The 22537-nt window shown below is 72.3% G+C and carries 16 protein-coding genes; 6 read left to right on the forward strand and 10 right to left on the reverse strand.

Features of this window, described 5'->3' with window-relative positions:
• Position 1: 1 nt before the first annotated feature.
• From rsmA to rsmI, 5 genes are all read right to left on the reverse strand, one after another.
• Positions 2–895 carry a 16S rRNA (adenine(1518)-N(6)/adenine(1519)-N(6))-dimethyltransferase RsmA gene (gene rsmA / locus IFT79_RS02190; RefSeq protein ID WP_192122796.1) on the reverse strand — a complete coding sequence of 298 codons (894 nt, stop codon included), beginning with the start codon at positions 893–895 and terminating at the stop codon, positions 2–4.
• Positions 895–1872: a TatD family hydrolase gene (locus IFT79_RS02195; protein WP_082460596.1), complete on the reverse strand. Its 978-nt coding sequence runs from the start codon at positions 1870–1872 to the stop codon at positions 895–897. The genes rsmA and IFT79_RS02195 overlap by 1 nt, the downstream gene beginning before the upstream one ends.
• Positions 1869–3437 (reverse strand): methionine--tRNA ligase, encoded by a 1569-nt coding sequence (gene metG, locus IFT79_RS02200; protein ID WP_056049295.1) that lies wholly within the window; start codon positions 3435–3437, stop codon positions 1869–1871. Before metG ends, IFT79_RS02195 begins: the two co-directional genes overlap by 4 nt.
• A gap of 96 nt (positions 3438–3533) precedes the next feature.
• Entirely contained in the window at positions 3534–4526 is a 993-nt protein-coding gene (locus IFT79_RS02205) for an NADP-dependent oxidoreductase (RefSeq protein WP_082452609.1), read from the reverse strand.
• A 93-nt stretch (positions 4527–4619) separates the two neighbouring features.
• Positions 4620–5447: a 16S rRNA (cytidine(1402)-2'-O)-methyltransferase gene (rsmI, locus tag IFT79_RS02210; RefSeq protein WP_056048904.1), complete on the reverse strand. Its 828-nt coding sequence runs from the start codon at positions 5445–5447 to the stop codon at positions 4620–4622.
• Between the two features lie 46 nt (positions 5448–5493).
• Between rsmI and IFT79_RS02215 the strand changes: the two genes are divergently transcribed.
• The 4 genes from IFT79_RS02215 (at position 5494) to IFT79_RS02230 (ending at position 10250) form a co-directional block, all read left to right on the forward strand.
• Complete coding sequence (locus IFT79_RS02215) at positions 5494–7233, forward strand: dolichyl-phosphate-mannose--protein mannosyltransferase (protein WP_192122797.1); 1740 nt, start codon at positions 5494–5496, stop codon at positions 7231–7233.
• A gap of 119 nt (positions 7234–7352) precedes the next feature.
• Positions 7353–8645 carry an O-acetylhomoserine aminocarboxypropyltransferase/cysteine synthase family protein gene (locus tag IFT79_RS02220; protein ID WP_137847220.1) on the forward strand — a complete coding sequence of 431 codons (1293 nt, stop codon included), beginning with the start codon at positions 7353–7355 and terminating at the stop codon, positions 8643–8645.
• A gap of 6 nt (positions 8646–8651) precedes the next feature.
• Positions 8652–9218, forward strand: coding sequence for a CoA-binding protein (locus tag IFT79_RS02225; RefSeq protein ID WP_056048910.1), 567 nt, complete (start codon positions 8652–8654; stop codon positions 9216–9218).
• Between the two features lie 111 nt (positions 9219–9329).
• Complete coding sequence (locus IFT79_RS02230; protein ID WP_192122798.1) at positions 9330–10250, forward strand: sulfurtransferase; 921 nt, start codon at positions 9330–9332, stop codon at positions 10248–10250.
• A 132-nt stretch (positions 10251–10382) separates the two neighbouring features.
• On the opposite strand, the gene IFT79_RS02235 is transcribed toward IFT79_RS02230, so the two are convergent.
• The 5 genes from IFT79_RS02235 to IFT79_RS02255 form a co-directional block, all read right to left on the reverse strand.
• Positions 10383–12341: a thioredoxin domain-containing protein gene (locus IFT79_RS02235; protein ID WP_192122799.1), complete on the reverse strand. Its 1959-nt coding sequence runs from the start codon at positions 12339–12341 to the stop codon at positions 10383–10385.
• Between the two features lie 17 nt (positions 12342–12358).
• Positions 12359–13543 (reverse strand): bifunctional 2-methylcitrate synthase/citrate synthase, encoded by a 1185-nt coding sequence (locus IFT79_RS02240; protein ID WP_056048917.1) that lies wholly within the window; start codon positions 13541–13543, stop codon positions 12359–12361.
• 85 nt (positions 13544–13628) lie between these two features.
• Entirely contained in the window at positions 13629–14546 is a 918-nt protein-coding gene (locus IFT79_RS02245; protein WP_192122800.1) for a DMT family transporter, read from the reverse strand.
• A 25-nt stretch (positions 14547–14571) separates the two neighbouring features.
• Positions 14572–15681: a cell wall-binding repeat-containing protein gene (locus IFT79_RS02250; RefSeq protein WP_192122801.1), complete on the reverse strand. Its 1110-nt coding sequence runs from the start codon at positions 15679–15681 to the stop codon at positions 14572–14574.
• Between the two features lie 139 nt (positions 15682–15820).
• Positions 15821–17428 (reverse strand): long-chain-fatty-acid--CoA ligase, encoded by a 1608-nt coding sequence (locus tag IFT79_RS02255; RefSeq protein WP_159827232.1) that lies wholly within the window; start codon positions 17426–17428, stop codon positions 15821–15823.
• A gap of 98 nt (positions 17429–17526) precedes the next feature.
• On the opposite strand from IFT79_RS02255, the gene hrpA reads away from it, so the two are divergent.
• Both hrpA and IFT79_RS02265 read left to right on the forward strand, forming a co-directional pair.
• Entirely contained in the window at positions 17527–21420 is a 3894-nt protein-coding gene (gene hrpA, locus IFT79_RS02260) for an ATP-dependent RNA helicase HrpA (protein WP_192122802.1), read from the forward strand.
• 26 nt (positions 21421–21446) lie between these two features.
• A complete protein-coding gene (locus IFT79_RS02265; RefSeq protein ID WP_056048930.1) occupies positions 21447–22508 on the forward strand; it encodes a LacI family DNA-binding transcriptional regulator in 1062 nt (353 codons plus the stop codon).
• Positions 22509–22537: the final 29 nt, after the last annotated feature.

The following is a 22537-nucleotide window of genomic DNA, read 5'->3' on the forward strand; positions in this document are numbered from 1 at the left end:
CCTAGCCCTCGTCGGCGTGCAGCACGGCGGCGACGGACGCCCCGGCGAGGGCGTCGACGTCGCTGACCCGGGCCACGGCGAGGAAGTCGTCGACGGTGAGCTGCTCTCCCCGCTGGGTCGGGGCGAGTCCGGCACGCTCGAGGGCCTCGGAGGCGGCGGCGGACGACCCGTAGAGGGAGGACAGCGACTGGCGCAGCATCTTGCGTCGCTGCTGGAACGCGGCATCGACGAGGGCGAAGGTCGCCCGACGCTCGAGCTCGCTGCCGCGGGCCGGCTTGCGGTCGAACGCGACGAGGATGCTGTCGACGTTCGGCACGGGCCAGAACACCTGGCGGCTGACCTGGCCCGCGGCCCGGAACTCGCCGTACCACGCCGCCTTGATGCTCGGGCCGCCGTAGACCTTCGAGCCGGGCTCGGCGGCCAGGCGCAGACCGACCTCGGACTGCACCATGACGAGCCCGTGCTCGAGCCCGCCGAAGTGCTCGAGGAAGTGCAGGAGCACCGGCACGCTGACGTTGTACGGCAGGTTCGCCACGAGGTGGGTGGGTTCGTCGGGCAGGGTCGTCACGCGCAGGGCGTCGTCGACGACGACGGTGAGGTCGGCCGCCGGCTGCAGCTGCGCGACGGTCTTCGGCAGCTGTTCGGCGAGGCGCTTGTCGATCTCGACGGCCACGACCTTGGCACCCGCCTCGAGCAGGCCGAGGGTCAGGGAGCCGAGCCCGGGGCCGATCTCGACGACGGTCATGCCCGCCGAGACACCCGACGCGGCGACGATGCGACGCACGGTGTTGGCGTCGTGGACGAAGTTCTGCCCGAGCTTCTTGGTCGGCTGCACGCCGAGGAGGTCGGCGAGGTCACGGATCTCGGCGGGGCCGAGCAGGGTGGCGCGCGACATCAGCCCTCGACCGTCACGGGCTCGCTGTCCCAGCTGCCGTAGACCAGTTCGGTCGTCGACGAGATCTGGGCCGCGAGCATGGACACGTCGGTGCCGATCGTCTCGGCCATCGACCGCAGCGTGAAGGGGATCAGGTACGGCGCGTTGGGGCGACCGCGGTAGGGCACCGGCGTCAGGTAGGGCGCGTCGGTCTCGACCATGATCAGGTTGCGCGGCAACTGCACGAGGGCGTCGCGCAGGGGCTGGGCGTTCTTGAACGTCACCGTGCCGGCGAAGGACGCGTACCAGCCGTTCTCGGCGAGGATGCTCGCCAGCTCGGGCCCGCCGCTGAAGCAGTGGAAGACGGTGCGTTCGGGAGCGCCCACCTCGAGCAGCAGGTCGACCACGTCGTCGTGGGCGTCGCGGTCGTGGATCTGCAGGGCCAGGCCGTGGCGCTTGGCGATCTCGATGTGGCCGCGGAACGCCTCGAGCTGGGCCGCCCGACCGTCGTCGCCGGTGCGGAAGAAGTCGAGCCCGGTCTCGCCGACGGCGCGCACGCGCGGCCTCGCGGCGAGCCCGTCCAGTTCGGACAGCGCCTCGTCGAGGGTGCCCGCGGCCGCGAGGGCCGGGGCCTCGTTCGGGTGGATGGCGACGGCGGCGAGCACCCGGGGCTCGCGGCTGGCGATCTCGGCCGACCAGCGGGACGTCTCGAGGTCGGTGCCGACCTGCACCACGCCGCGCACGCCCACGGACGAGGCCCGGTCGAGGTGCTCGCGGTAGTCGAGGGGGCCGTCGCCGTCGTCTCCGACGCCGTCGGCGATCTCGAGGTGCGTGTGGTTGTCGTAGACCGGCACGACGAGGGGCTGGGGAGGCGCGGGGTAGGTCAGGTCGCGCTTCTGGCCGTCCGCGCCCGACGAGCGGTGGCGGACGTGCGTCGCCGGGACTCCGTCGGCCGGCCCGGAGGTCGCGCCGCCGCCACCGGACGTGTCGTCGCTCATGCCGCGGGCTCGGGCTGTTCGATGCGCGGGAAGAGACCGGCGGCGAGCGGCTGGACGTCGGGAGCGCTCGACCACTCGGCCGCACGATCGACGGGCTGGCTGGTCAGCTCGCCCTGCCCGATCGACTGCCACAGGGTGCGCGTGGCCGTCGGGATGAACGGCGACAGCAGCACGGTGAGGGTGCCGAGACCCCGCAGCGCGGTGGCGAGGACCGTCGCCAGGCGCTCGCGCTGCGACTCGTCCTTCGCGATGGCCCAGGGCTCTTGCTCGGTGATGTACCCGTTCAGCTGGTCGACCAGTTGCCAGATGGACGCGAGCGCCTCGTTGATGGCGAACCGGTCGATCGCCGCGTCGGCCTCGGCCGTGACCCGCAGTTCGGTCTCGCGGACCGCCAGGTCGGCCTCGGTGAGGTCGCCGGCGACGGGCACGGTGCCGTCGAAGTAGCGGGTGATCATGGCCACGACGCGCGAGGCCAGGTTGCCGAACCCGTTGGCCAACTCGGCCTGGTAGCGGGCCGCGATGTCTTCCCAGCTGAAGTTGCCGTCCTGACCGAAGGTGATGGCGCGCATGAAGTAGTACCGGAACGCGTCGGCACCGAAGACGTCGGTGATCTGCTGAGGGGCGATGCCCGTGAGCTTCGACTTCGACATCTTCTCGCCACCGACCAGCAGCCAGCCGTGGCCGAAGACGTTCTTGGGGACGGGCAGCCCGGCCGCCATGAGCATCGCGGGCCAGATGACGGCGTGGAACCTCACGATGTCCTTGCCGACGAGCTGCACGGCCGGCCAGCGACGCCGGAACTCGTCGTCGTCGACGCCGTAGCCGATGGCCGTGACGTAGTTGAGCAGGGCGTCGAACCACACGTAGACGACGTGCTTCTCGTCCCAGGGCACCTTGACGCCCCAGTCGAAGCTCTGTCGCGAGATCGACAGGTCGCGCAGACCCTGCTTGACGAACGAGACGACCTCGTTGCGCACCGAGTCGGGCTGCACGAAGTCGGGCTGGGCCTCGTAGAGGTCGAGCAGTCGCTGCTCGAAGTCGCTCATGCGGAAGAAGTAGTTGCTCTCTTGCAGCACCTCGACCGGGATGCTGTGGATCGCGCAGACCTGCTCGCCCTCGTAGGCGCCGGTGCCGGGCACCAGGTCGCTCGGCTGCTTGTACTCTTCGCAGCCGACGCAGTAGAAGCCCTCGAACTCGCCCTGGTAGATGAAGCCGTCGTCGTAGAGCTTCTGCAGGAACTTCTGCACGCCGGCCTCGTGGCGGGCGTCGGTCGTGCGGATGAAGTCGTCGTTGGCGATGTCGACGGTCTCGAGCAGGGGCTTCCAGGACTCGGTGACGAGCTTGTCGGCCCACTCCTGCGGGGTCACGCCGTGGCTCGTGGCCGTGCGCAGGATCTTCTGACCGTGCTCGTCGGTGCCGGTCAGCAGCCAGGCGTCGTCACCCCGCTGCCGGTGCCACCGGGCGAGCACGTCGGCTGCGACCTCGGTGTAGGCGTGACCGATGTGCGGCACGTCGTTGACGTAGAAGATGGGCGTTGCGATGAAGAAGGAGTCGCCGGCGGGCATGGGGACCATCTTAGGTGGGGGCACCGACGTGATGACGCGACCCGCGCCTCCTGCGTCCGCCGCCGGGGACGAGGAGGCGCGGGTCGCGTCGACCGGTCAGGTCGCGTCGTGCTCCTCGGTGCGGTCGTCGGAACCCGCCCGCTCGCCGGCGTGCTCGCCCGGGTACTCGACGACGTCCATGCCGAGCACGTACTTGCCCCGGGCGTGGCCGTCCTCGAGGTCGCGGTAGGCGTCCTTGACGTCGTCGAGGGGGAAGATCCCGTCGATCGGCACCATGATCTTATTGGTCGAGATCAGCTCGAGCAGCTCGGACAGCACGGCCTGCGACGTCGCCTGGGCGCTGCCCTCGGCCTTGACGCCGTGCTGCTCGACGGCCGCGAAGTCGATGATCGTGTCGATGCGCTGCGGCGCGACGCCGAGCTCGAGGGCGTACCCGACGTTGCCCTGGCCGAAGCAGTCCACGAACGCGTCCACGCCCTGGGGGGCGGCCTCACGGATGCGGTCGACGACGCCGTCGCCGTACTCCACGGGCGTGACGCCGAGCTGCCGCAGGAAGTCGTGGTTGCGCTCGCTCGCGGTGCCGATCACGGTGAGCCCGCCGAGGACGGCGAGCTGCGACACCATCACGCCGACGCCGCCGGCCGCGGCCGAGACGACGATCGTGTCGCCCTCGGTGGCCTGCACGGCACGCAGCGCGGCGTAGGCGGTGGGTCCGGTCACGCTGATGCTGCCCGCGACCTCCCACGGCACGTTCTCGGGCTTCGCCACGAGTTCGTCGTGGTCGACGACGACGAACTCGGCGTGCGACGACCGGTTGGCCCACCCGACGACCTCGTCACCGACGGACCACTCGTCGACCCCCGCACCGACCTCGTCGACCACGCCGGCGAAGTCGGTCCCCTGCCCCGACGGGAACGCCGCGGGGAACGCGTCGTGCATCAGTCCGGCGCGGATCGCCGCCTCACCGGGGTTCAGGCCCGCCGCCTTGACGGCGACCACGACCTGGCCGGCACCCGCCTCGGGCTTCGCCACCTGTTCGACCTTCAGCTCGTCGATGTCGCCGTACTGCTCGAAACGGACCGCCTTCATGTCGTACCTCCTGCTCGTGGTGGGCCGCGCCTCCTCCGGGCACGCGCCTCCTCCGAGCTTGCACCCGCCGGGCTGGGCGGGGTACGCCACGCCCTACGCGCGGGGCGGGCGGGCGGCGAGGGCGGCCTGGTAGAGGTCGCGCCTCGACAGACCCGTGGCGGCGGCCACGTCGGCGGTGGCCTCTTTGAGGCGGGTGCCGTCGGCGACCAGGGCCTGCACCTGCGCGAGCCCGGCGGCCAGGTCGACGACGCGTTCGGGGGCGCCCTCGACCACGATGCAGATCTCGCCCCGGACGCCCTCGGCCGCCCACTCGGCGAGCTCGGCCGCGCTGCCGCGGCGCACCTCTTCGTGCAGCTTCGTCAGCTCACGGCAGACGACCACGCGGCGCGTGGCCCCGAGAGCGGTGACCAGGTCGCCGAGCGAGTCGGCCAGGCGGTGGGGCGACTCGAAGAACACCATGGTGCGGCGTTCGTCGGCGAGCGCCCCCAGCACGCGCAGACGGTCGCCCTGCTTGCGCGGCAGGAAGCCTTCGAAGCTGAAGCGGTCGGTGGGCAGTCCCGACACGGCGAGCGCGGTGAGCACCGCGGACGGGCCGGGGATCGCCGTGACGGTGACGCCCGCGGCCGCGGCGGCCTCGACGAGCGGGAACCCGGGGTCGCTGATGGCGGGCATGCCGGCGTCGGTGAGCACGACCACGTCGGAGGCGCGGGCCAGCTCGACGATCTCGCCCGCCTTCTCGCGCTCGTTGTGCTCGTGCAGGGCGATGAGGCGGGGGCGGTTCTCGACGCCCAGGGCGCGCATCAGGTGGATCGCCGTGCGCGTGTCCTCCGCGGCGACGACCTCGGCGTTCGACAGCGTCTCGATCAGGCGACGGCTGGCGTCGCCGAGGTTTCCGATGGGGGTGGCGGCGAGCACGATCACCCGCCCATTGTCCCCCGGTCCCGGACCGCCCACTTACGATGGCCCGATGACGACCGGGCCCGAGCGCGAATTCGACGCGCTCGTCGAGGCCGGCACCGCGCCTCCTGCCCGTCCGACGGCGGGCGAGCCGGGCCTCGCGTCGGCCGACCCGCTCACCGACCGGGTGACCGTCCCGCCCGTCGGCACCCCGGTCGACGACGCGACCGCGGCCCACGCCCGCGAGGCTCCCCCGACCCGGCTCGACGCCTGGTGGGGGCGCGTGCTGCGCACCCCGGTCAGGAGGCGCGTCTGGGCCTGGGCGGGCCCGCTCGCGGTCACGCTGCTGGCCGCGGTGCTGCGCCTGTGGCACCTGAACTCCCCCGCGACCCTCGTGTTCGACGAGACGTACTACGTCAAGGACGCCTGGTCGTTGTTCAACCTCGGCTACGAGGGGTCGTGGCCGGCCGACTACGACCCGACCTTCGCCGCGGGCGGGGTCGGCGGGTTCCTCGCGGCACCGTCGTTCGTGGCGCACCCGCCCCTCGGCAAGTGGCTGATCGGCCTCGGCATGGCGGCGGTCGGTCCCGAGAACCCGGCGAGCTGGCGCATCAGCACGGCAGTCGTGGGCATCCTCGCGGTCGCCCTGGTCGCGGTCATCGGGTCGTTGCTGCTGCGATCGACGCTGCTCGGCACGCTGGCGGGGTTCTTCCTGGCGATCGACGGGCACGCGATCGTCATGTCCCGGGTGGCCCTGCTCGACAACTTCGTCATGTTCTTCGGCCTGCTGGCCTTCGGGGCGGTGCTGCTCGACCGCCGGCAGAGCGCCCGCCGGCTCGAGGCCTGGCGGGCGAGGAGGCGCGGTGCCGGTCGCGACATCGCCTGGGGCCCCGCCCTGTGGGCGCGTCCCTGGCTGGTGACGGCCGGCCTCCTGTGCGGGCTGGCGACGGCCGTGAAGTGGAACGGCCTGTACTTCCTGGCGTTCTTCGCGGTCTACACGGTGGTCGTCGACATGGTGGCGCGCCGCCGGGCCGGCGTGGAGTTCTGGCTGTCGGGCACCCTGTTCAGGCAGGCACCGGTGAGCTTCCTGCTGACCGTGCCCGTCGCCGTGGTGGCCTACCTGGCGAGCTGGACCGGCTGGTTCGCGACGTCGGGCGGCTACTACCGCAGCTGGGTCGAGGACGGCGGCACGCGGTGGACGGGAGCCCTGGCGTGGGTGCCCGACGTGGTGCAGAACTTCTGGCACTACCAGGCGGGCGTCTACGGGTTCAACGTCGGCCTGCACACCCCGCACGCCTACCAGGCGAACCCGCTCACCTGGCTGCTGATGCTGCGACCGACGAGCATGTACTACCAGGGGTTCGACGAGGGCCAGGGCGGCTGCGACGTGGCCCGGTGCGGCGAGGCGATCACCTCGGTCGCGAACCCGCTGATCTGGTACGCGGCGGTCGCGGCCTGCCTCTACCTCGTCTACCGCGTCGCGCGGTACCGCGAGTGGCGGTACGGGGCGATCCTCGTCGGCGTCGCGGCGGCCTACCTGCCGTGGCTGGCCTTCACCGACCGGACGGTGTTCCAGTTCTACACGATCGCCTTCGAGCCCTATCTCGTGCTCGCCCTGGCCGCGGTGCTCGGCATCGTCCTCGGCCGACGCACCGACGACCGGTCCCGTCGGCTGAGCGGCATCGGCGTCACGGCGATCGTCGTCGTGGTCGCCGTCGCCGTGTCCGTCTTCTTCTACCCCCTGTGGACGGCGCAGCTGGAGGACTGGGAGTTCATCCGGCTGCACTACTGGATTCCCAGCTGGAAGTAGGCGCCGGAGCCGCCTCCGGCCGACCGACGGCTCCTCCCCCGCAGGAGGCGCGGGTCGGCCGTGTTCCGCCGTGTGACGTCCCGGGTCCCCGCGTGACGACCAGCGGCTAGCGTGGGGGCATGGCAGATCGTGAGTACGGCTTCCGCACGCGGGCGATCCACGCGGGCAACATTCCCGACGCGGCGACGGGGGCACGGGCGCTGCCCATCTACCAGACCAGCGCCTTCGTGTTCGACGACACCGACGACGCCGCGGCGCGGTTCGCCCTGCAGAAGTACGGCAACATCTACAGCCGCCTCGCCAACCCGACCACCGCCTCCTTCGAGGAGCGCGTCGCCAGCCTCGAGGGCGGCCTCGGCGCCGTCGCGACGGCGAGCGGCCTCAGCGCCCAGTTCGTCACGTTCGCCTCGCTGGCCGGCGCGGGTGACCACATCGTCGCGAGCGCGAACCTCTACGGCGGGTCGATCACCCAGCTCGACGTCACCCTGCGTCGCTTCGGCGTCGAGACGACCTTCGTGCAGTCCTCCGACCCGGCGGACTACGCCGCCGCCATCCGTCCCGAGACGAAGCTGGTCTTCGTCGAGACGGTCGCGAACCCGTCCGGCGAGGTCGCCGACCTCGAGGGCCTGGCCGACGTGGCCCACGCGCACGGCCTGCCCCTGATCGTCGACTCGACCATCGCCACGCCCTACCTCAACCGGCCGATCGAGTGGGGTGCCGACGTCGTCGTGCACTCGGCCACGAAGTTCCTCGGCGGTCACGGCACCACGCTCGGCGGCGTCGTCGTCGAGTCCGGCCGCTTCGACTGGGACAGCGAGCGGTTCCCGCTCTTCGACCAGCCCGTGCCGAGCTACGGCGGGCTCAACTGGTCCGGCAACTTCGGCGAGTACGCCTTCCTCACCCGGTTGCGCGCCGAGCAGCTGCGCGACATCGGCCCGGCCCTCGCTCCCCACTCGGCCTTCCTGCTCGCCCAGGGGGTCGAGACCCTGCCGTTCCGCATGCAGGCCCACGTCGACAACGCCCGCCAGGTCGCCGAGTGGCTCGACGCCGACCCGCGCATCGAGCGCGTTCGCTGGGCCGGCCTGCCCGGGCACCCGCACCACGAGCGCGCGGCGAAGTACCTGCCGAAGGGCCCCGGCTCGGTCTTCACGTTCGAGCTGAAGGGCGGTCGTCCGGCCGGCAAGACCTTCATCGAGTCGGTCGAGCTCGCCAGCCACCTCGCCAACATCGGCGACGCGAAGACGCTCGTCATCCACCCGGGCTCGACCACCCACGCCCAGCTCAGCGAGCAGCAGCTCGTCGACGCGGGGGTGCTGCCCGGCTCGGTGCGCATCAGCGTCGGCATCGAAGACCCCGACGACATCATCCACGACCTCGACCAGGCGCTGGCCGCGGCGACGAAAGGCGAGTGACCCGACGTGACCGACACCGTCACCACGCAGCTGACCAACGGGCTGACCTGCGAGCTGCCCGCGTCGTCCCCCCTCGCCAAGCTGCTCAAGTCGCAGCGGACGTGGGTCGGCCCCACGGCCCGCGAGCGCCAGGCCATCCTGCGCTCGGCGAAGAGCGTCGCCGTCGTCGGCGCCTCGCCCAACCCGAGCCGGTCGAGCTCGTTCGTGGGCACCTACCTGCAGCAGTCGACCGACCTGCGCGTCTATTTCGTCAACCCCCGTGCCGACACCATCCTCGGCCAGAAGGCCTACCCCGACCTGGCCTCGCTGCCCGAGGTGCCCGACGTCGTCGACGTGTTCCGCAAGGCCTCCGACATCCGCTCGGTCGTCGACGACGTGCTCGCGATCGGCGCGAAGACGATCTGGGTCCAGCTCGGCATCTACGACGAGGAGGCCGCCCGGTACGGCGAAGAACAGGGGCTCACCGTCGTCATGGACCGCTGCATGAAGGTCGAGCACGCCCGGTTCAACGGCGGGCTCAACCTGATGGGCTTCGACACCGGCGTCATCACCGCGAAGAAGGCCGGTCGCTGACACGACCGTCGGGGCGGGTCGCGGTTTCCCCGTTCGTCGCGGCGCACACGTTGTGACGCTTCATTGCGGACTCAGGGTCCGATGTCACCGGTCGGCGTTACCGTGGCCCGCATGGCACCCGTCCTCACCTCACCCGTCGTCTCGACACAGTGGTTGGCCGACCACCTCGGCGCCGACGACCTGACGGTCGTCGACGCGACGGTGCTCGTCGATCTCGATCTCGACGTCGACCTCGACGTCGATCCGGGTCGCGGCGTCGGCCCGGGTCGCGGCGTCGGCCCGGCGGCCCTCACCACGGGCCGCGACGGGTTCGAGCGAGACGGTCACGTCCCCGGGGCGGTCCTCGCCGACCTGCTCGTCGACTTCAGCGACCCCGGCTCCGACCTGCCCTTCACCCGGCCCGGGGTGGACCGCTTCCAGGCCGCGGCGGCCGCGCTGGGCGTCTCGAACGACAGCACGGTCGTCGTGTACGACACGGTCGACGGCCGCTGGGCGTCCCGCCTGTGGTGGCTGTTCCGCGCCTACGGGCACGACGCCGTGGCGGTGCTCGACGGCGGGTGGTCGCAGTGGCTCGCGCAGGGCAAGCCGTACGACCTCGGCGACGTCCTGCCGACGCCCGCCCCGTTCGTCGCGACCGAACGTCCCGACCACTGGGTCGACAAGGCCTTCGTCGAGTCCGTGGTGGCGGGCGACGAGAGAGCGGCGCTCGTCTCCGGTTCGCCCCGCGTCGAGTTCGACGGCACGTCGAGCCCGCTCACCCGTGCCGGGCACATCCCCGGCAGCGTCAACGTGCCGGCCGAGACGCTCCTCGCCGACGACGGCACGCTCGCCCGCGACCCGGTCCTCCGCGACCGCCTCGCCGTCGTGCCCGACGAACCGCGCACGGTCGTCTACTGCGCCTCGGGGGTGTCGGCCAGCGTCGACGCCCTCGCCTTCGCCGTCCTCGGCCGCTCGGACGTCGCGGTGTACGACGGTTCGCTCGCCGAGTGGGTCGCCGACCCGACCGCACCGCTCGTGCCCGCCGCCGCCTGACGCCCCCGCCCGGCGCCCCGGACGGTTCACCCGCCGGGCGCCCCCGCCCGGCGCCCCTACCCGGTGCCTCGCCGGGCGGGTGCCCCTACCCGGTGCGTCGCCGGTGCCTGGGCGACCGACGCGGTCGTGTCGTCACTCCTCGAGCAGCAGTCCGTCGAGGTCGTCCACGGTCGTGACCGGCAGTCGGCAGACGAAGTCGCGGCAGAGGTACGCGGTGGGGACGCGCCCGGGGGCCGAGCGACCCGCGAACAGCTCGAAGCCCGCGTGCTCGAAGGCGACCAGCGCCTCCTCGTCCAACACGGCGACGACGCTGCCCGGGCGGACGACGCGGCGTGCCCGGCGGGCGAGGCCGTCGTCAGCGCGGTCCACCGGGGACGGCTCGACCACGACCAGCTGCGTCAGCGGGGCCTCGAGCTCGACGAGCAGCCCGAAGGCGGCACCGTACGCGAGCGGGTTGTCGAGGGCCGAACCGGCCACCTCGGCGACGAGCCGTCCGGCCACCGACCGGTAGCGCGCCTCCCCGGTGAGCTGGTGGAGGGTGAGCGCGGCCGCCGCGACCGCACTGCGTCCCGACGGGTAGGCACCCTCGCTCGGGTCGCTCGACAGGGCCACGCCCTGCGAGACCAGCACGGGGTCGCCACCCGACGGGGCCGCGACGACCCGCGGGTCGGCGTCGTCGAGCAGGCAGGCGTCGACGAACGACCGCGCGGCGACGGCGTACCGGGCCTCGCCCGTCGCGAGCGCGAGGGCCAGCAGGCCGGACGCGAACAGGCCGTGGTCCTCGAGGGTCGCCACGGCGTCCGACACGGTCGACCCGACGGAGGCGCGCAGCAGACGACCATCGTCGGTCACGTGACGCGAGAGCAGCAGGTCGGCCGCGCCGCGGGCGGTGCGCACCCAGTCGGGGCGGCCGTGCCGTGACCCCGCCTCGGCGAGCGCCGCGATCGCGAGGCCGTTCCAGCCGGTGAGCACCTTGTCGTCGACGGGCGGCGGGTCGAGGGCCGCGCGGCCCGCGGCGTCCCTCCGGTAGTAGCCGCCCTCGTCACGGACGCCGTCGATCGTGCTCTCGCTGTCCTGCGCCGAGCCGAAGGCCCCGTCGGCCGTGCGCAGTCGGGAACTCAGGAAATCGGCGACCCCGGCGGCGACCCGGGCCGGATCCGAGCCGATCTCCTGAGTTGCCGACGTCGGCGCGGGGCCCGGGGCCGGGGCCGGGTCGAGCACCGAGAGCCGCGAGTAGGCCAGCAGCAGCTGGGCGTTGTCGTATAGCATGCGCTCGTAGTGGGGTTCTGACCAGTCGCGTCGGACCGCGTACCGGAAGAACCCGCCCTCGACCGGGTCGCGCAGCGGCGACGCGGCCATGCGGGCGAGCGTCCGCGACACGAGTTCGAGCGCGCCGTCGTCCCCTCCCGCGCCGAGGGCGAGCAGCGCCAGCTGGGCCGGCGCCGTCGGGAACTTCGGGGCCCCGCCGAAGCCGCCGTGCTCGCGGTCCTCGTGGGCGACGAGCCGGGCGACGGCGTGGGCGAGCTCGGGCCGTCCCGGCAGGGCGACCCCGGCACCGGGACCAGGAGGCGCGGTGCCGGTGACCGACGCGGGCCCCGCAGCCAGCGCCTCCTGCACCGCCGACGCGGTCGCGTCGACCTCGGACCGCCTGGTGGTCCAGGCGTCGGTGACGGCGTCGAGCACCTGTCGGAACGACGGCCGACCCTGCACGGGCACCGGCGGGAAGTACGTGCCGGCGTAGAACGGCCGACCCTCGGGCGTGACGAAGACGGTCAGCGGCCAGCCGAGCCCCTCGGTGAAGGCCGAGGCGGCGGCCAGGTAGCTGGAGTCGACGTCGGGGTGCTCCTCGCGGTCGACCTTGACCGAGACGAAGCCCGCCGAGAGCTGGGCAGCGACCTCGGGGTCGGAGAAGCTCTCGCGCGCCATCACGTGGCACCAGTGGCAGGTCGAGTAGCCGATCGACACCATCACGGGCACGTCCCGCTCGACGGCCTCGGCGAACGGCCCCGTCCCCCAGGCACGCCACTCGACGGGGTTGTCGGCGTGCGACCTGAGGTAGGGGCTGACGGCGTCTCGCAGCTGGTTCGGCATGCGGGCCACGGTAGGCGTCAGCGCGCGGGGACGTCCCTCAGGGGTGCGCCGTCGTACTCGCTCAAGGGGCGGATGAGCGAGTTGGCCTCGCGCTGCTCGATGACGTGGGCGCTCCAGCCGAGGACCCGCGACGCGACGAACAGCGGCGTGAAGACCGGCGTCTCGAACCCCATCAGGTGGTACGCCAGCCCGGACGGGTAGTCGACGTTGGGCTTCAGGCCCTTGCGCTCGAACACCGTCGCGGCGACGACGTCGTAGGTCTCCTTGAGCCCGTCGACCCGGTCGTCGCCCCGCTCGCGGGCCCGGTCGACCAGACGGCCGAGGGCGTCCTCCATCGTGGGAACCCGGCTGTCGCCGTTCTTGTAGACCCGGTGCCCGAATCCCATGATCTTCTCCTTGCGCGCGAACGCCTCGTCGAGCCAGGCCACGGCCCCGTCGGCGGGGCCGACCCGGTCGAGCAGCTCGAGCGCGGCCTCGTTGGCGCCGCCGTGCAGCGGGCCCTTGAGCGCCCCGATCGCGCCGACGATCGAGGAGTGCAGGTCGGACAGCGTCGAGGCGACGACCCGGGCCGTGAAGGTGGAGGCGTTGAACGAGTGCTCGGCGTAGAGCGTCATCGAGGTGTCGAACGCGTCCACGTCGAGCGGGTCGGGCTCGCGGTCGAACACCTGGTGCAGGAAGTCGGCGCTGTAGCCGAGGTCGTCCCGCGGCGGAACCGGCGGCAGGTCGTGGCGGCGCCGCTGGTCGTAGGCGATCACGGCGGGCAGCACGGCGAAGAGGTGCGTGGCGAGTCGACGCGTGTCGGCGACGTCGTAGGCGCCCGCACCCGTCGTGGGTTCGGGCCGGGCGGCGCCGATGGCGCTCACCGCGGTGCGGACGACGTCCATGGGGTGCGCCGAGGTGGGGATCAGGTCGATGAGGTGCTGCAGCCCGGGGGCCAGCGTGCGGTGCGAGCGCAGCTCGGCGTCGAAGTCGCGTCGCTCGTCGACGGTCGGCAGGTCGCCGTGCAGCAGCAGCCAGGCGACGTCCTCGACGTCCCGCTCGGCGGCGAGCTGCTGCACCGGGTAGCCGCGGTAGAGCAGCGAGTTGCTGGCCGCGTCGACCTTCGAGACCGCCGTCCGGTCGACCGTGACGCCGGCCAGGCCCTTGTGGATCTCGGGACCGTCGGAGGCGGCCGGGGCGGGTGCGGTGATGGTGTCGCTCATGTCACTCCTTCGTGATGAGGCGGGCCCGCCGGAGCGGGCCGGTCGTGCCGGGACGGGGCCGCGACACGATCGTCGAGGCTCCACTCTAGGTGGCGGGCGCCTCGGGACGGGAGGGGCGGACGGGTCTCGTCAGCACGATCGAGACGACACCCGCCAGCACGAGGGCGAGGCCGATCCAGCCCGGCGGCTCGAGCCGCTCGCCCACCACGAGCACCGCCAGCAGGGTCGCGACGAACGGTTCGAGCAACGTCACGGTCGTCGCCCGAGAACTCGACACCGTGCGCAGGCCGTGGCCGAAGAGGAGGTAGGCGACGAACATCGGCCCGACGGCGAGGTAGGCCGTCGCCCCCACGGAGGCGCCCGACTGCAGCAACGGAGCCCCGGTCGCCAGCAACACCGGCAGCAGGAGCACCGCACCGAGGCCGAACTGGGCCGACACGGCCCCGCGCGACGGGTGACCCTCGGCCATGAGCCGAGCCGCGGTGTAGGTGTACGTCGCGTAGGCGAGACCCGCGAGGACGCCCAGTGCGATGCCGAGCGGGGCCCACCCGGGGGACGCCGCCGTGCCCGCCTGACCGTGCTGCCCGGTCGCCGCGAGCACTCCGACGCCCACGACGGCCAGTGCCGCACTCGCCACCCAGCGGGGCTCGAGGGGACGCCGCCGGCCGGGCGGGTCGAGCAGGCGTTCGAGCAGCGCCGCGAAGACGGGCGCCGTCCCGAGCGAGACCACGTTGCCCACGGCGACGCCGGCGAGCGACATGGACGAGTAGAACGCCAGCGGGTAGACCACGACGCCCAGTGCCCCCGGCACGAGCCAGCGCCACGCCGCCGGGCCACCTCGCAGGGCGGCGCGCGTGGCGCGGGGGGCCGTGAGCGCCAGCAGCAGACCGCCGACGCACATCGTCGCGGCGCCCGTGGCGAGCGGGCCGACGTCGCCGGGAAGAGAAGACGCCACCGTGCCCGTCGTGCCCCAGAGGAGCGCGGCGAGCACGATGGCGATCATCGTGCGAGGGTACCGACGGCGCGGGTCAGGTGCGCGGCGGGCCCGGGCAGTAGTTCAACGCGGCCGCGTTCTCGGAGACGGCGGCCGTGCCACCGATCGTGACGACCTTCTCGGACGCGAGGCCCGCGATGAGGTCCTCGGCGTAGTAGTTCGTGCAGCCGGGCGCGGTGAGGAGCACGGGCGACTTCTCGGCACCGGCGACCGCGGCGATCGCGAGGGCGTCCGGGAAGTTCTGCCCGGAGGCGAGGTACACGGTGCCCGAGTCGTCCGTGCGGGGGACGTCGCCCGTCGCGTCGCTGAAGGCGAAGAACGACACGAAGGCCGAGGTCTCGTAGCGGTCCTGGCCGGCCAGCAGGGCGACCTCGCCCGGGAACTGCGCGTCGAGATCGGAGACGATGCCGTCCGAGATGACCGCGGGGCCACCCACGACGGCGACGGACTCGACGCCGAGCGATTCGAACAGGTCCGACGTGGGCTGGTCGACCCCGTCGGCGGTCCCGGGGACGAGCACGACCGCGTCCGGCGCACCGGTCGAGTCGGTGCTGCCGGCACCGGCGGCGGCACTGGCGCTGACGGCGTCGGGGAAGTTCAGGCCCGAGGTGACGAAGGCGCGGTAGACGCCGGTCTCGGCGAAGAACGCGTCGACGACGGCCCGCGAGGTCGCGTAACGGTCGGCGCCCTGGACGCGCTCGACCGTCGCCCCGGTGATCTTGCCGATCTGGGTGGCGACGGCGGGCGACACGGCGTTGACGCCACCGATGACGACCACGTTCCGCGGCTTGAGGGCGACGAGGCGGTCGGCCACCGACGACGGGAGGGCGTTCGGAGCCGTCAGCAGGAGCGGCGCCTCGATCAGCGCGGCGGCCGGAGCGGCGCTCAGCGCGTCGGGGAACTGCACGCCGTTCGCGATGATGACCGTGCCGGCACCGTCCGGGTAGGCCCGGCCGGCGATGTCGGCGGCCGTCGCGAAACGGTCGGCGCCCTGGTAGCGGTCGAGGGCGGGGGCCGCCGCCGCGGAGGCGTCGGACCCGGTGAAGGAACCGGTGGCGGGTTCGGCGGTCGCCGCGGTGACGCCTGCCAGGCTCAGGGCGACGAGGCCGCCCACGGCGGCGGTGACGCCGAGGACTCGGGACATGGAAGGGTTCACGGGGGTCCTGTCAGATCGGGCTGAGGTTCTGCTGTGAGGCTAGGAGCCCGATCGTCCGCCCGGCAGCCCCCGTCCGGGCAGCCCCCGTCCTGGTGATCCCCGTCCGGGGGGTGCCCTCGCGACCCGGTCAGCGGGGCGCCGCGGCTCCCTCGCCGACCCCGGTGACGGCGGCCGAGAACCGGTCCACGAGTTCGCGCTTGAGGACCTTGCCGCTGGGGCCGAGCGGCAAGGCGTCGAGGACGTGGACCACGCGGGGGTACTTGTAGGCCGCGATCTCGTCGGCGACGAAGGCGACCAACTCGTCGGGGGTGGCCGTGGCCCCGTCACGGAGGACGACGGCCGCCTCGATCTCCTGCCCGTGGAGTTCGTGCGCCACGCCGAAGACGGCCGCCATCGTGACGTCGGGGTGCTGCGCGAGGACCTCCTCGACCTGCCGCGGGTACACGTTGTAGCCGTTGCGGATGATCATGTCCTTCGTGCGGTCGACGATCGTCAGGTAGCCGTCGTCGTCCTTCGTGCCGAGGTCGCCCGTGCGGAACCAGCCGTCGACGATCGCCTTCGCGGTGTCCTCGGGCCGGTCGAGGTAGCCGTTCATGAGGTTGTGCCCACGGATGACGAGTTCGCCGATCTCGCCGTGCGGCAGCAGCACGATCGAGTCCTCGACGTGCTGGTCGGCGATCTCGACGTCGACGCCCCAGATCGGCGTGCCGATGGTGCCGGGCCGCGGTGGCACCCCGACGTGGTTGAAGGTGGCGACGGGCGAGGTCTCGGTCAGCCCGTAGCCCTCGTGGATCGGGGCGTCGTACACCTGCTGGAACTTCTCGAGCACCGCGAGCGGCAGCGACGCCCCGCCCGAGACGGCGTAGCGCAGCGGTGGGCGCGCCTCGCTGCGGGTGGCCGCGGCGATCAGGGCCATGTACATCGTGGGCACGCCCATGAACACCTCGCAGCCGTGCTCGACCATCGCGGCGAGCGCGGCGTCGCCGTCGAACTTCGGCAGCATGACGATCGTCGCGCCGACCCGGAACCCGGTGTTCATCGTGCAGGTCTGTCCGAAGGTGTGGAACAGCGGCAGGGCCCCGAGCAGCACGTCGCCGCGATGCATGTCGAACGTCGTCATCAGGTTGGTGTTGACCTGCTCGATCAGGGCGAGGTGAGACCCTTCGGCCCCCTTGGGCTGGCCCGTGGTGCCGCTCGTGTAGAGGATCGTGGCGGTGTCGAACGGGTCGCGGGGCACGTAGGTGTCGAGGGGTGCGGCGGCCGCGGCGAGGTCCTCGAGGCGGTCGGGCCCGTCGTCCTCCTGGCCGGCAGGAGGCGCGAGCACGGTCAGGACGTCGACCCCCGCGAGCTGCGCTCCCGCGCCTCCTTCACCGAGCAGCGGTGCGGCGCAGACGAGCAGGCGGGAGCCGCTGTCGCGCAGCACGTACTCGATCTCGTGTCGCTTGAGGAGGGCGTGGACCGGCACGGCGACCGCGCCGAGCGCGAGCGTCGCGTAGTAGACGCGGGGGAAGTCCGCGACGTTCGGGACGAGCATGGCGACCCGGTCCCCGGGGCCGACGCCCCGGGCGCGGAGGGCCCCGGCGTAGGCCAGGGTCTGCTGCCAGAGCTCGGCGTAGGTGGTCGAGGTGGGCCCGACGATGACGGCGACGTCGTCGGGGTACCGGCCGGCCGACTCGGCGAGGATGGCCGCGACCGACGCGGTGGCGTGGCCTCGGGGGCTGGGTGCTGATGACATGGTGTCTCTCCGTCTCCGTTGACGTGCGGTCTGCCGCGATCCTACGACGCGCCACCCGTCGCCCGGTCCGGCCCCGGGCGGCTTACGATGGAGGGCTCATGATCCCCACCATCACGTATCCCGCCGAGCTGCCGGTCAGCCAGAGGCGCGACGACATCGCCGCGGCGATCCGTGACAACCAGGTCGTCATCGTCGCGGGCGCCACCGGTTCGGGCAAGACGACCCAGCTGCCCAAGATCTGCCTCGAGCTCGGCCGGACCAAGATCGGCCACACCCAGCCGCGCCGCATCGCGGCCCGCACCATCAGCGAGCGCATCGCCGAAGAACTCGGCGACGAGGTCGGCGGCGTGGTCGGCTACCAGGTGCGGTTCACCGACAAGGTCGGTGCCGACACGCAGATCAAGCTGATGACCGACGGCATCCTGCTGAACGAGATCCACTTCGACCGCGAGCTCGAGCGCTACGACACGATCATCATCGACGAGGCCCACGAGCGCAGCCTGACCATCGACTTCCTGCTCGGGTACCTCAAGCAGCTGCTGCCCCGCCGCCCCGACCTCAAGCTCATCATCACGAGCGCCACGATCGATCCCGAGTCGTTCTCGAAGCACTTCGGCGACGCGCCCATCGTCGAGGTCTCGGGTCGCACCTACCCGGTCGAGGTCCGTTACCGACCGCTCGTCGCCGACGACACCACGAGCGACGACGACGGCGACCTCGACGACGACGACCGCCCCGCGGGTCGCCAGGGCGACCGTCAGGAGGCGCGGGCCGGCGACCGCAGGCAACGCGCCGACGACAAGGACTACCTGCAGGGCATCAACGAGGCCCTCGACGAACTCGCCCGCGAGTCGAGCGGCGACGTCCTCGTCTTCCTCAGCGGAGAGAACGAGATCCGTGACGCCGAGGAGAGCATCCGCGGCCGCAACCTGCCGTTCACCGAGGTGCTGCCGCTGTACGGCCGGTTGAGCGCCGCCGACCAGCACCGGGTCTTCCAGCCCAGCACGACCGCGGGCACCCGGCGACGCATCGTCCTCGCGACCAACGTCGCCGAGACCAGCCTCACCGTGCCCGGCATCAAGTACGTGATCGACGCCGGCACGGCCCGCATCAGCCGCTACTCGACCCGGGCCAAGGTGCAGCGCCTGCCGATCGAGGCCATCTCGCAGGCGAGCGCCAACCAGCGGTCGGGCCGCTCCGGTCGCACGAGCAGCGGCATCGCGATCCGCCTCTACAGCGAGACCGACTTCGAGAAGCGCCCCGAGTTCACCGAGCCCGAGATCCTGCGGACCAACCTCGCCGCGGTCATCCTGCAGATGATCTCCCTGAACCTCGGCGACATCGCCGCCTTCCCCTTCCTCCAGCCGCCCGACTCGCGCGGCATCAAGGACGGACTCGACTTGCTGCGCGAGCTCGGCGCCGTCACCCAGGGCGGCCAGATCACCCGGGTCGGCAAGCAGCTCACGCGACTGCCGATCGATCCGCGCCTCGCCCGCATGGTCGTCGAGTCCAAGACCCAGGGCACGACGCGCGAGGTGCTCGCCATCGTCTCGGCCCTGAGCATCCAGGACCCGCGCGAGCGGCCCCTCGAGCGGCGTGCCCAGGCCGACGAGAAGCACTCGCGCTTCCGCGACCCCAAGGGCGACTTCCTCACGCTGCTCAACCTGTTCGAGTACCTCGAGGACAAGCAGAAGGAGCTCAGCGGCAACGCCTTCAAGCGTCTGTGCCGCGACGAGTTCCTCAACTACCTGCGCATCCGCGAGTGGCAGGACGTCTACCGCCAGCTCAGCCGCGCGGCCAGGCCCCTCGGCCTGCACATCGGCGAGCGCAGCGCGAACCCCGACGGCGTCCACCGCAGCCTGCTGGCCGGCCTGCTCAGCCAGATCGGGCTGTTCGACCCGCAGAAGAAGGACTTCGTCGGCGCCCGCCAGACGAGGTTCCTGATCTTCCCGGGCAGCAGCCTCGCGAAGAAGCCGCCGGCGGCCGTGATGACGGCCGAACTCGTCGAGACCAGTCGCCTGTTCGCCCGCGTCGCCGGCTCGATCGACCCGGCGTGGGCCGAACCGCTGGCGCCCGACCTGGTCAAGCGCAGCTACGGCGAACCCCACTGGGAGAAGAAGCAGGGCGCCGTCGTCGCCTACGAGCGCGTCACGCTCTACGGGGTGCCGATCGTCGAGCGACGACGCATCCAGTTCTCGCGCATCGACCCGGCCTACGCCCGCGAGCTGTTCATCCGGCACGCGCTCGTCGAGGGCGACTGGGAGGGGCACCAGGCCTTCGAGCAGAAGAACCGGCAGCTCATCCGCGAGCTGACCGAGGTCGAAGAGCGCACGCGCCGCCGCGACATCCTGGTCGACGGCGACGCCGCGTTCGAGTTCTTCCAGCGGCGCATCCCGGCCGACGTCGCGAGCATGCGCGACTTCGAGGGCTGGTGGCGCAGGGCCAAGGTCGACACGCCCGACCTGCTCACCATGACCGCCGCCGACCTGCTCGGGGACGACGAACCCGACGTCGACGAACAGGGTTTCCCGAGCACGTGGCAGCAGGGCGACCAGACGTTGACCCTGCGCTACAAGTTCGAGCCGGGGGCCGACGACGACGGCGTGACCGTGATCGTTCCGCTGCCGCTGCTGCCGCGCCTCCGTCCGGTCGGCTTCGACTGGCAGGTGCCGGGGTTGCGCGACGAGCTCGTCACGTCGCTCATCAAGTCGCTGCCGAAGCAGATCCGCAAGAACGTGGTGCCCGCCGCCGACTGGGCGTCGAAGATCACGGACGAGCTGCCCGACGCACCACCGGCCGACGTCGACGAGCCGTTCACGGCGACCGTGGCCGCGGCGATCAAGAAGCTCACCTACACGCCCGTCTCGACCGACGACTTCGACCTGCACCGCGTGCCCGCGCACCTGCGGGTCACGTACGCCGTGGTCGACGAGCGGGGCCGCACGGTCGGGGCCGACAAAGATCTCGACGCGCTCCAGCACCGGCTGCGCGACGCCACGCGCGACAGCGTCGCGCGCGTCACGCAGGGCGGCGGGCGCGACGAGCGCGGCCGTGGCCGGGGTCGCGGACGAGGAGGCGCGGGGGGCGACGCCACGCCCGTCACGCCTCGCCCCACGAGCTCGATCGAGCGCGAGGGCCTGACGTCGTGGGACTTCGACGAGCTCCCCGCGGTCGTCGACACCCGCCACGGCGACACCGTGATCCGGGCCTACCCGGCGTTGGTCGACCACGGCGACTCGGTCTCGATCACGTTGATGGCGACGCCCGCCGACCAGGCCCTCGCGACGCCGAAGGGCGTGCGGCGCCTGCTGATGCTCGCGACCCCGTCGCCCGTGGCCTACGTGCAGCAGCACCTGACCAGCGCCGAGAAGCTCATCCTCGCGACGAGCCCGTACCAGAACACGTCGGCGCTCTTCGCGGACTGCCTCGTGGCCGTCGTCGACGACGTGCTGTTCCGCGTCAAGCCCGACGGCATGGTCATGACGAAGAAGGAGTTCCTCTCGACCCGCGACCGGGTCTCGGGGGCCGTGATGGACCAGATGTTCCAGACCGTCTCGCTCGTCGCCCGTACGCTGACCGCCGCCCGCGACGCCGACAAGGCCCTGAAGGGTGCGACCTCGATGACCCTGCTCGCGGCGCTGACCGACATGCGGCAGCAGCGGGATCGCCTGATCCGTCCGGGCTTCGTGTCGCAGACCGGGCTCCAGCAGCTCCAGCGCGTGCCGGTGTACCTCGTGGGCATCACGAAGCGCACGGCGAAACTGCTCGAGAACCCCGGGCGGGACCGCGTCTGGCTCAGCGAGGTGCAGCAGGCGACCGAGCGGTACGAGGCCGCGGGCGGGACGTTCCCGCCCGCCGACACCGCGCCTCCTGCACTCGTCCGCGCCCGGTGGATGATCGAGGAGTTCCGCCTCAGCCTGTTCGCACAAGACCTGCGGCCGAGCGAGAGCGTCTCGCTGCAACGCATCGTCAAGGTGCTCGCCTCCGCCTGAGCGCCTGCCGCCACTAGCCTGAACGCATGCGCGCGACGGTGAAGGACGTGGCGGCACTCGCCGGGGTGTCGCCGAAGACCGTCTCCAACGTGATCAACGGCGTCGTCTTCGTCCGGCCCGACACCCGCACCCGGGTCGAGAGCGCACTGGCCGAACTCGACTACGTGCCGAACCTCAGCGCGCGTGGCCTGCGCACCGGGCGCACCGGGTCGATCGCCCTGGCGTTCCCCGACCTGAGCACCCCGTACAGCGCCGAGATGACGCACTGGTTCGTCGAGCAGGCGCACGAGCGCGGCTGGTCGATCCAGCTCGAGCAGACCGGCTCGCGGCCCGAACGCGAGGGCGAGCTGCTCTCGCGCGGCAAGGAACACCTCGTCGACGGCCTCGTCCTCAACCCGATCACGCTCGACGCCAGCGCCCTGTCGTCCGCCGGCAGCGGCTCCGGCACCGGCTCCGGCTCCGGCTCCGGCTCGGGGGCCACCGACTCGCTGCCGCCCGTGGTCGTCATCGGAGAGGTCGAGCAGACCCTCGTCGACCAGGTGCGGGTCGACAGCGTCGCCGCGGCCCGCGACATGACGGCCCACCTGATCGCCGCCGGACACCGCCGCATCGCGACCCTCGGCGACTCGGCCGGCGAGTTCGACACGGCCACGGCCCGCGCCCGCACCCGCGGCTTCGAGCAGGCCATGGCCGAGGCCGGGCTGCCCCTCGACCACGCCCTGCAGTACTCGTGCCCGGAGTGGACCTCGGCCGACGCCTTCTCGGTCGTCCGGGCGGCCGTCGAGCGCGGCGACCGGCCCGACGCGATCTTCTGCTTCACCGACTCGCTCGCCATCGGCGCCGTCAGCGCGCTGACGTCGGCGGGCCTGCGGGTCCCCGACGACGTCGCGGTCGCCGGTTTCGACGACATCGTCGACGGGAGGTTCTCCGTGCCGCCGCTGACGACCGTCACCTTCGACAAGCGCCTCTTCGTCGACCGCACCCTCGAACTGCTCGCGGCCCGCATCGCCGACCGGCAGGGCGCGGCCGAACTCGTGATCGTCCCCCACGAGATCGTCGTGCGCGCCAGCACCCGCGGCCGCGCCTGACACCACGAGAGGGGCATGACGCCAGAAGA

The organism is Frigoribacterium sp. CFBP 8759 (genome assembly GCF_014841655.1).
GTDB lineage: Bacteria > Actinomycetota > Actinomycetes > Actinomycetales > Microbacteriaceae > Frigoribacterium.

What these genes read in the sequence shown, in the direction of transcription:
- IFT79_RS02250 (WP_192122801.1), bottom strand. Translation starts at nt 15,681, where the DNA reads ATGTCCCGAGTCCTCGGCGTCACCGCCGCCGTGGGCGGCCTCGTCGCC.
- IFT79_RS02255 (WP_159827232.1), bottom strand. Translation starts at nt 17,428, where the DNA reads ATGTCATCAGCACCCAGCCCCCGAGGCCACGCCACCGCGTCGGTCGCG.
- rsmA (WP_192122796.1), bottom strand. Translation starts at nt 895, where the DNA reads ATGTCGCGCGCCACCCTGCTCGGCCCCGCCGAGATCCGTGACCTCGCC.
- IFT79_RS02265 (WP_056048930.1), top strand. Translation starts at nt 21,447, where the DNA reads ATGCGCGCGACGGTGAAGGACGTGGCGGCACTCGCCGGGGTGTCGCCG.
- IFT79_RS02240 (WP_056048917.1), bottom strand. Translation starts at nt 13,543, where the DNA reads ATGAGCGACACCATCACCGCACCCGCCCCGGCCGCCTCCGACGGTCCC.
- IFT79_RS02230 (WP_192122798.1), top strand. Translation starts at nt 9,330, where the DNA reads ATGGCACCCGTCCTCACCTCACCCGTCGTCTCGACACAGTGGTTGGCC.
- IFT79_RS02215 (WP_192122797.1), top strand. Translation starts at nt 5,494, where the DNA reads ATGACGACCGGGCCCGAGCGCGAATTCGACGCGCTCGTCGAGGCCGGC.
- IFT79_RS02220 (WP_137847220.1), top strand. Translation starts at nt 7,353, where the DNA reads ATGGCAGATCGTGAGTACGGCTTCCGCACGCGGGCGATCCACGCGGGC.
- hrpA (WP_192122802.1), top strand. Translation starts at nt 17,527, where the DNA reads ATGATCCCCACCATCACGTATCCCGCCGAGCTGCCGGTCAGCCAGAGG.
- IFT79_RS02245 (WP_192122800.1), bottom strand. Translation starts at nt 14,546, where the DNA reads ATGATCGCCATCGTGCTCGCCGCGCTCCTCTGGGGCACGACGGGCACG.
- IFT79_RS02195 (WP_082460596.1), bottom strand. Translation starts at nt 1,872, where the DNA reads ATGAGCGACGACACGTCCGGTGGCGGCGGCGCGACCTCCGGGCCGGCC.
- IFT79_RS02235 (WP_192122799.1), bottom strand. Translation starts at nt 12,341, where the DNA reads ATGCCGAACCAGCTGCGAGACGCCGTCAGCCCCTACCTCAGGTCGCAC.
- metG (WP_056049295.1), bottom strand. Translation starts at nt 3,437, where the DNA reads ATGCCCGCCGGCGACTCCTTCTTCATCGCAACGCCCATCTTCTACGTC.
- IFT79_RS02205 (WP_082452609.1), bottom strand. Translation starts at nt 4,526, where the DNA reads ATGAAGGCGGTCCGTTTCGAGCAGTACGGCGACATCGACGAGCTGAAG.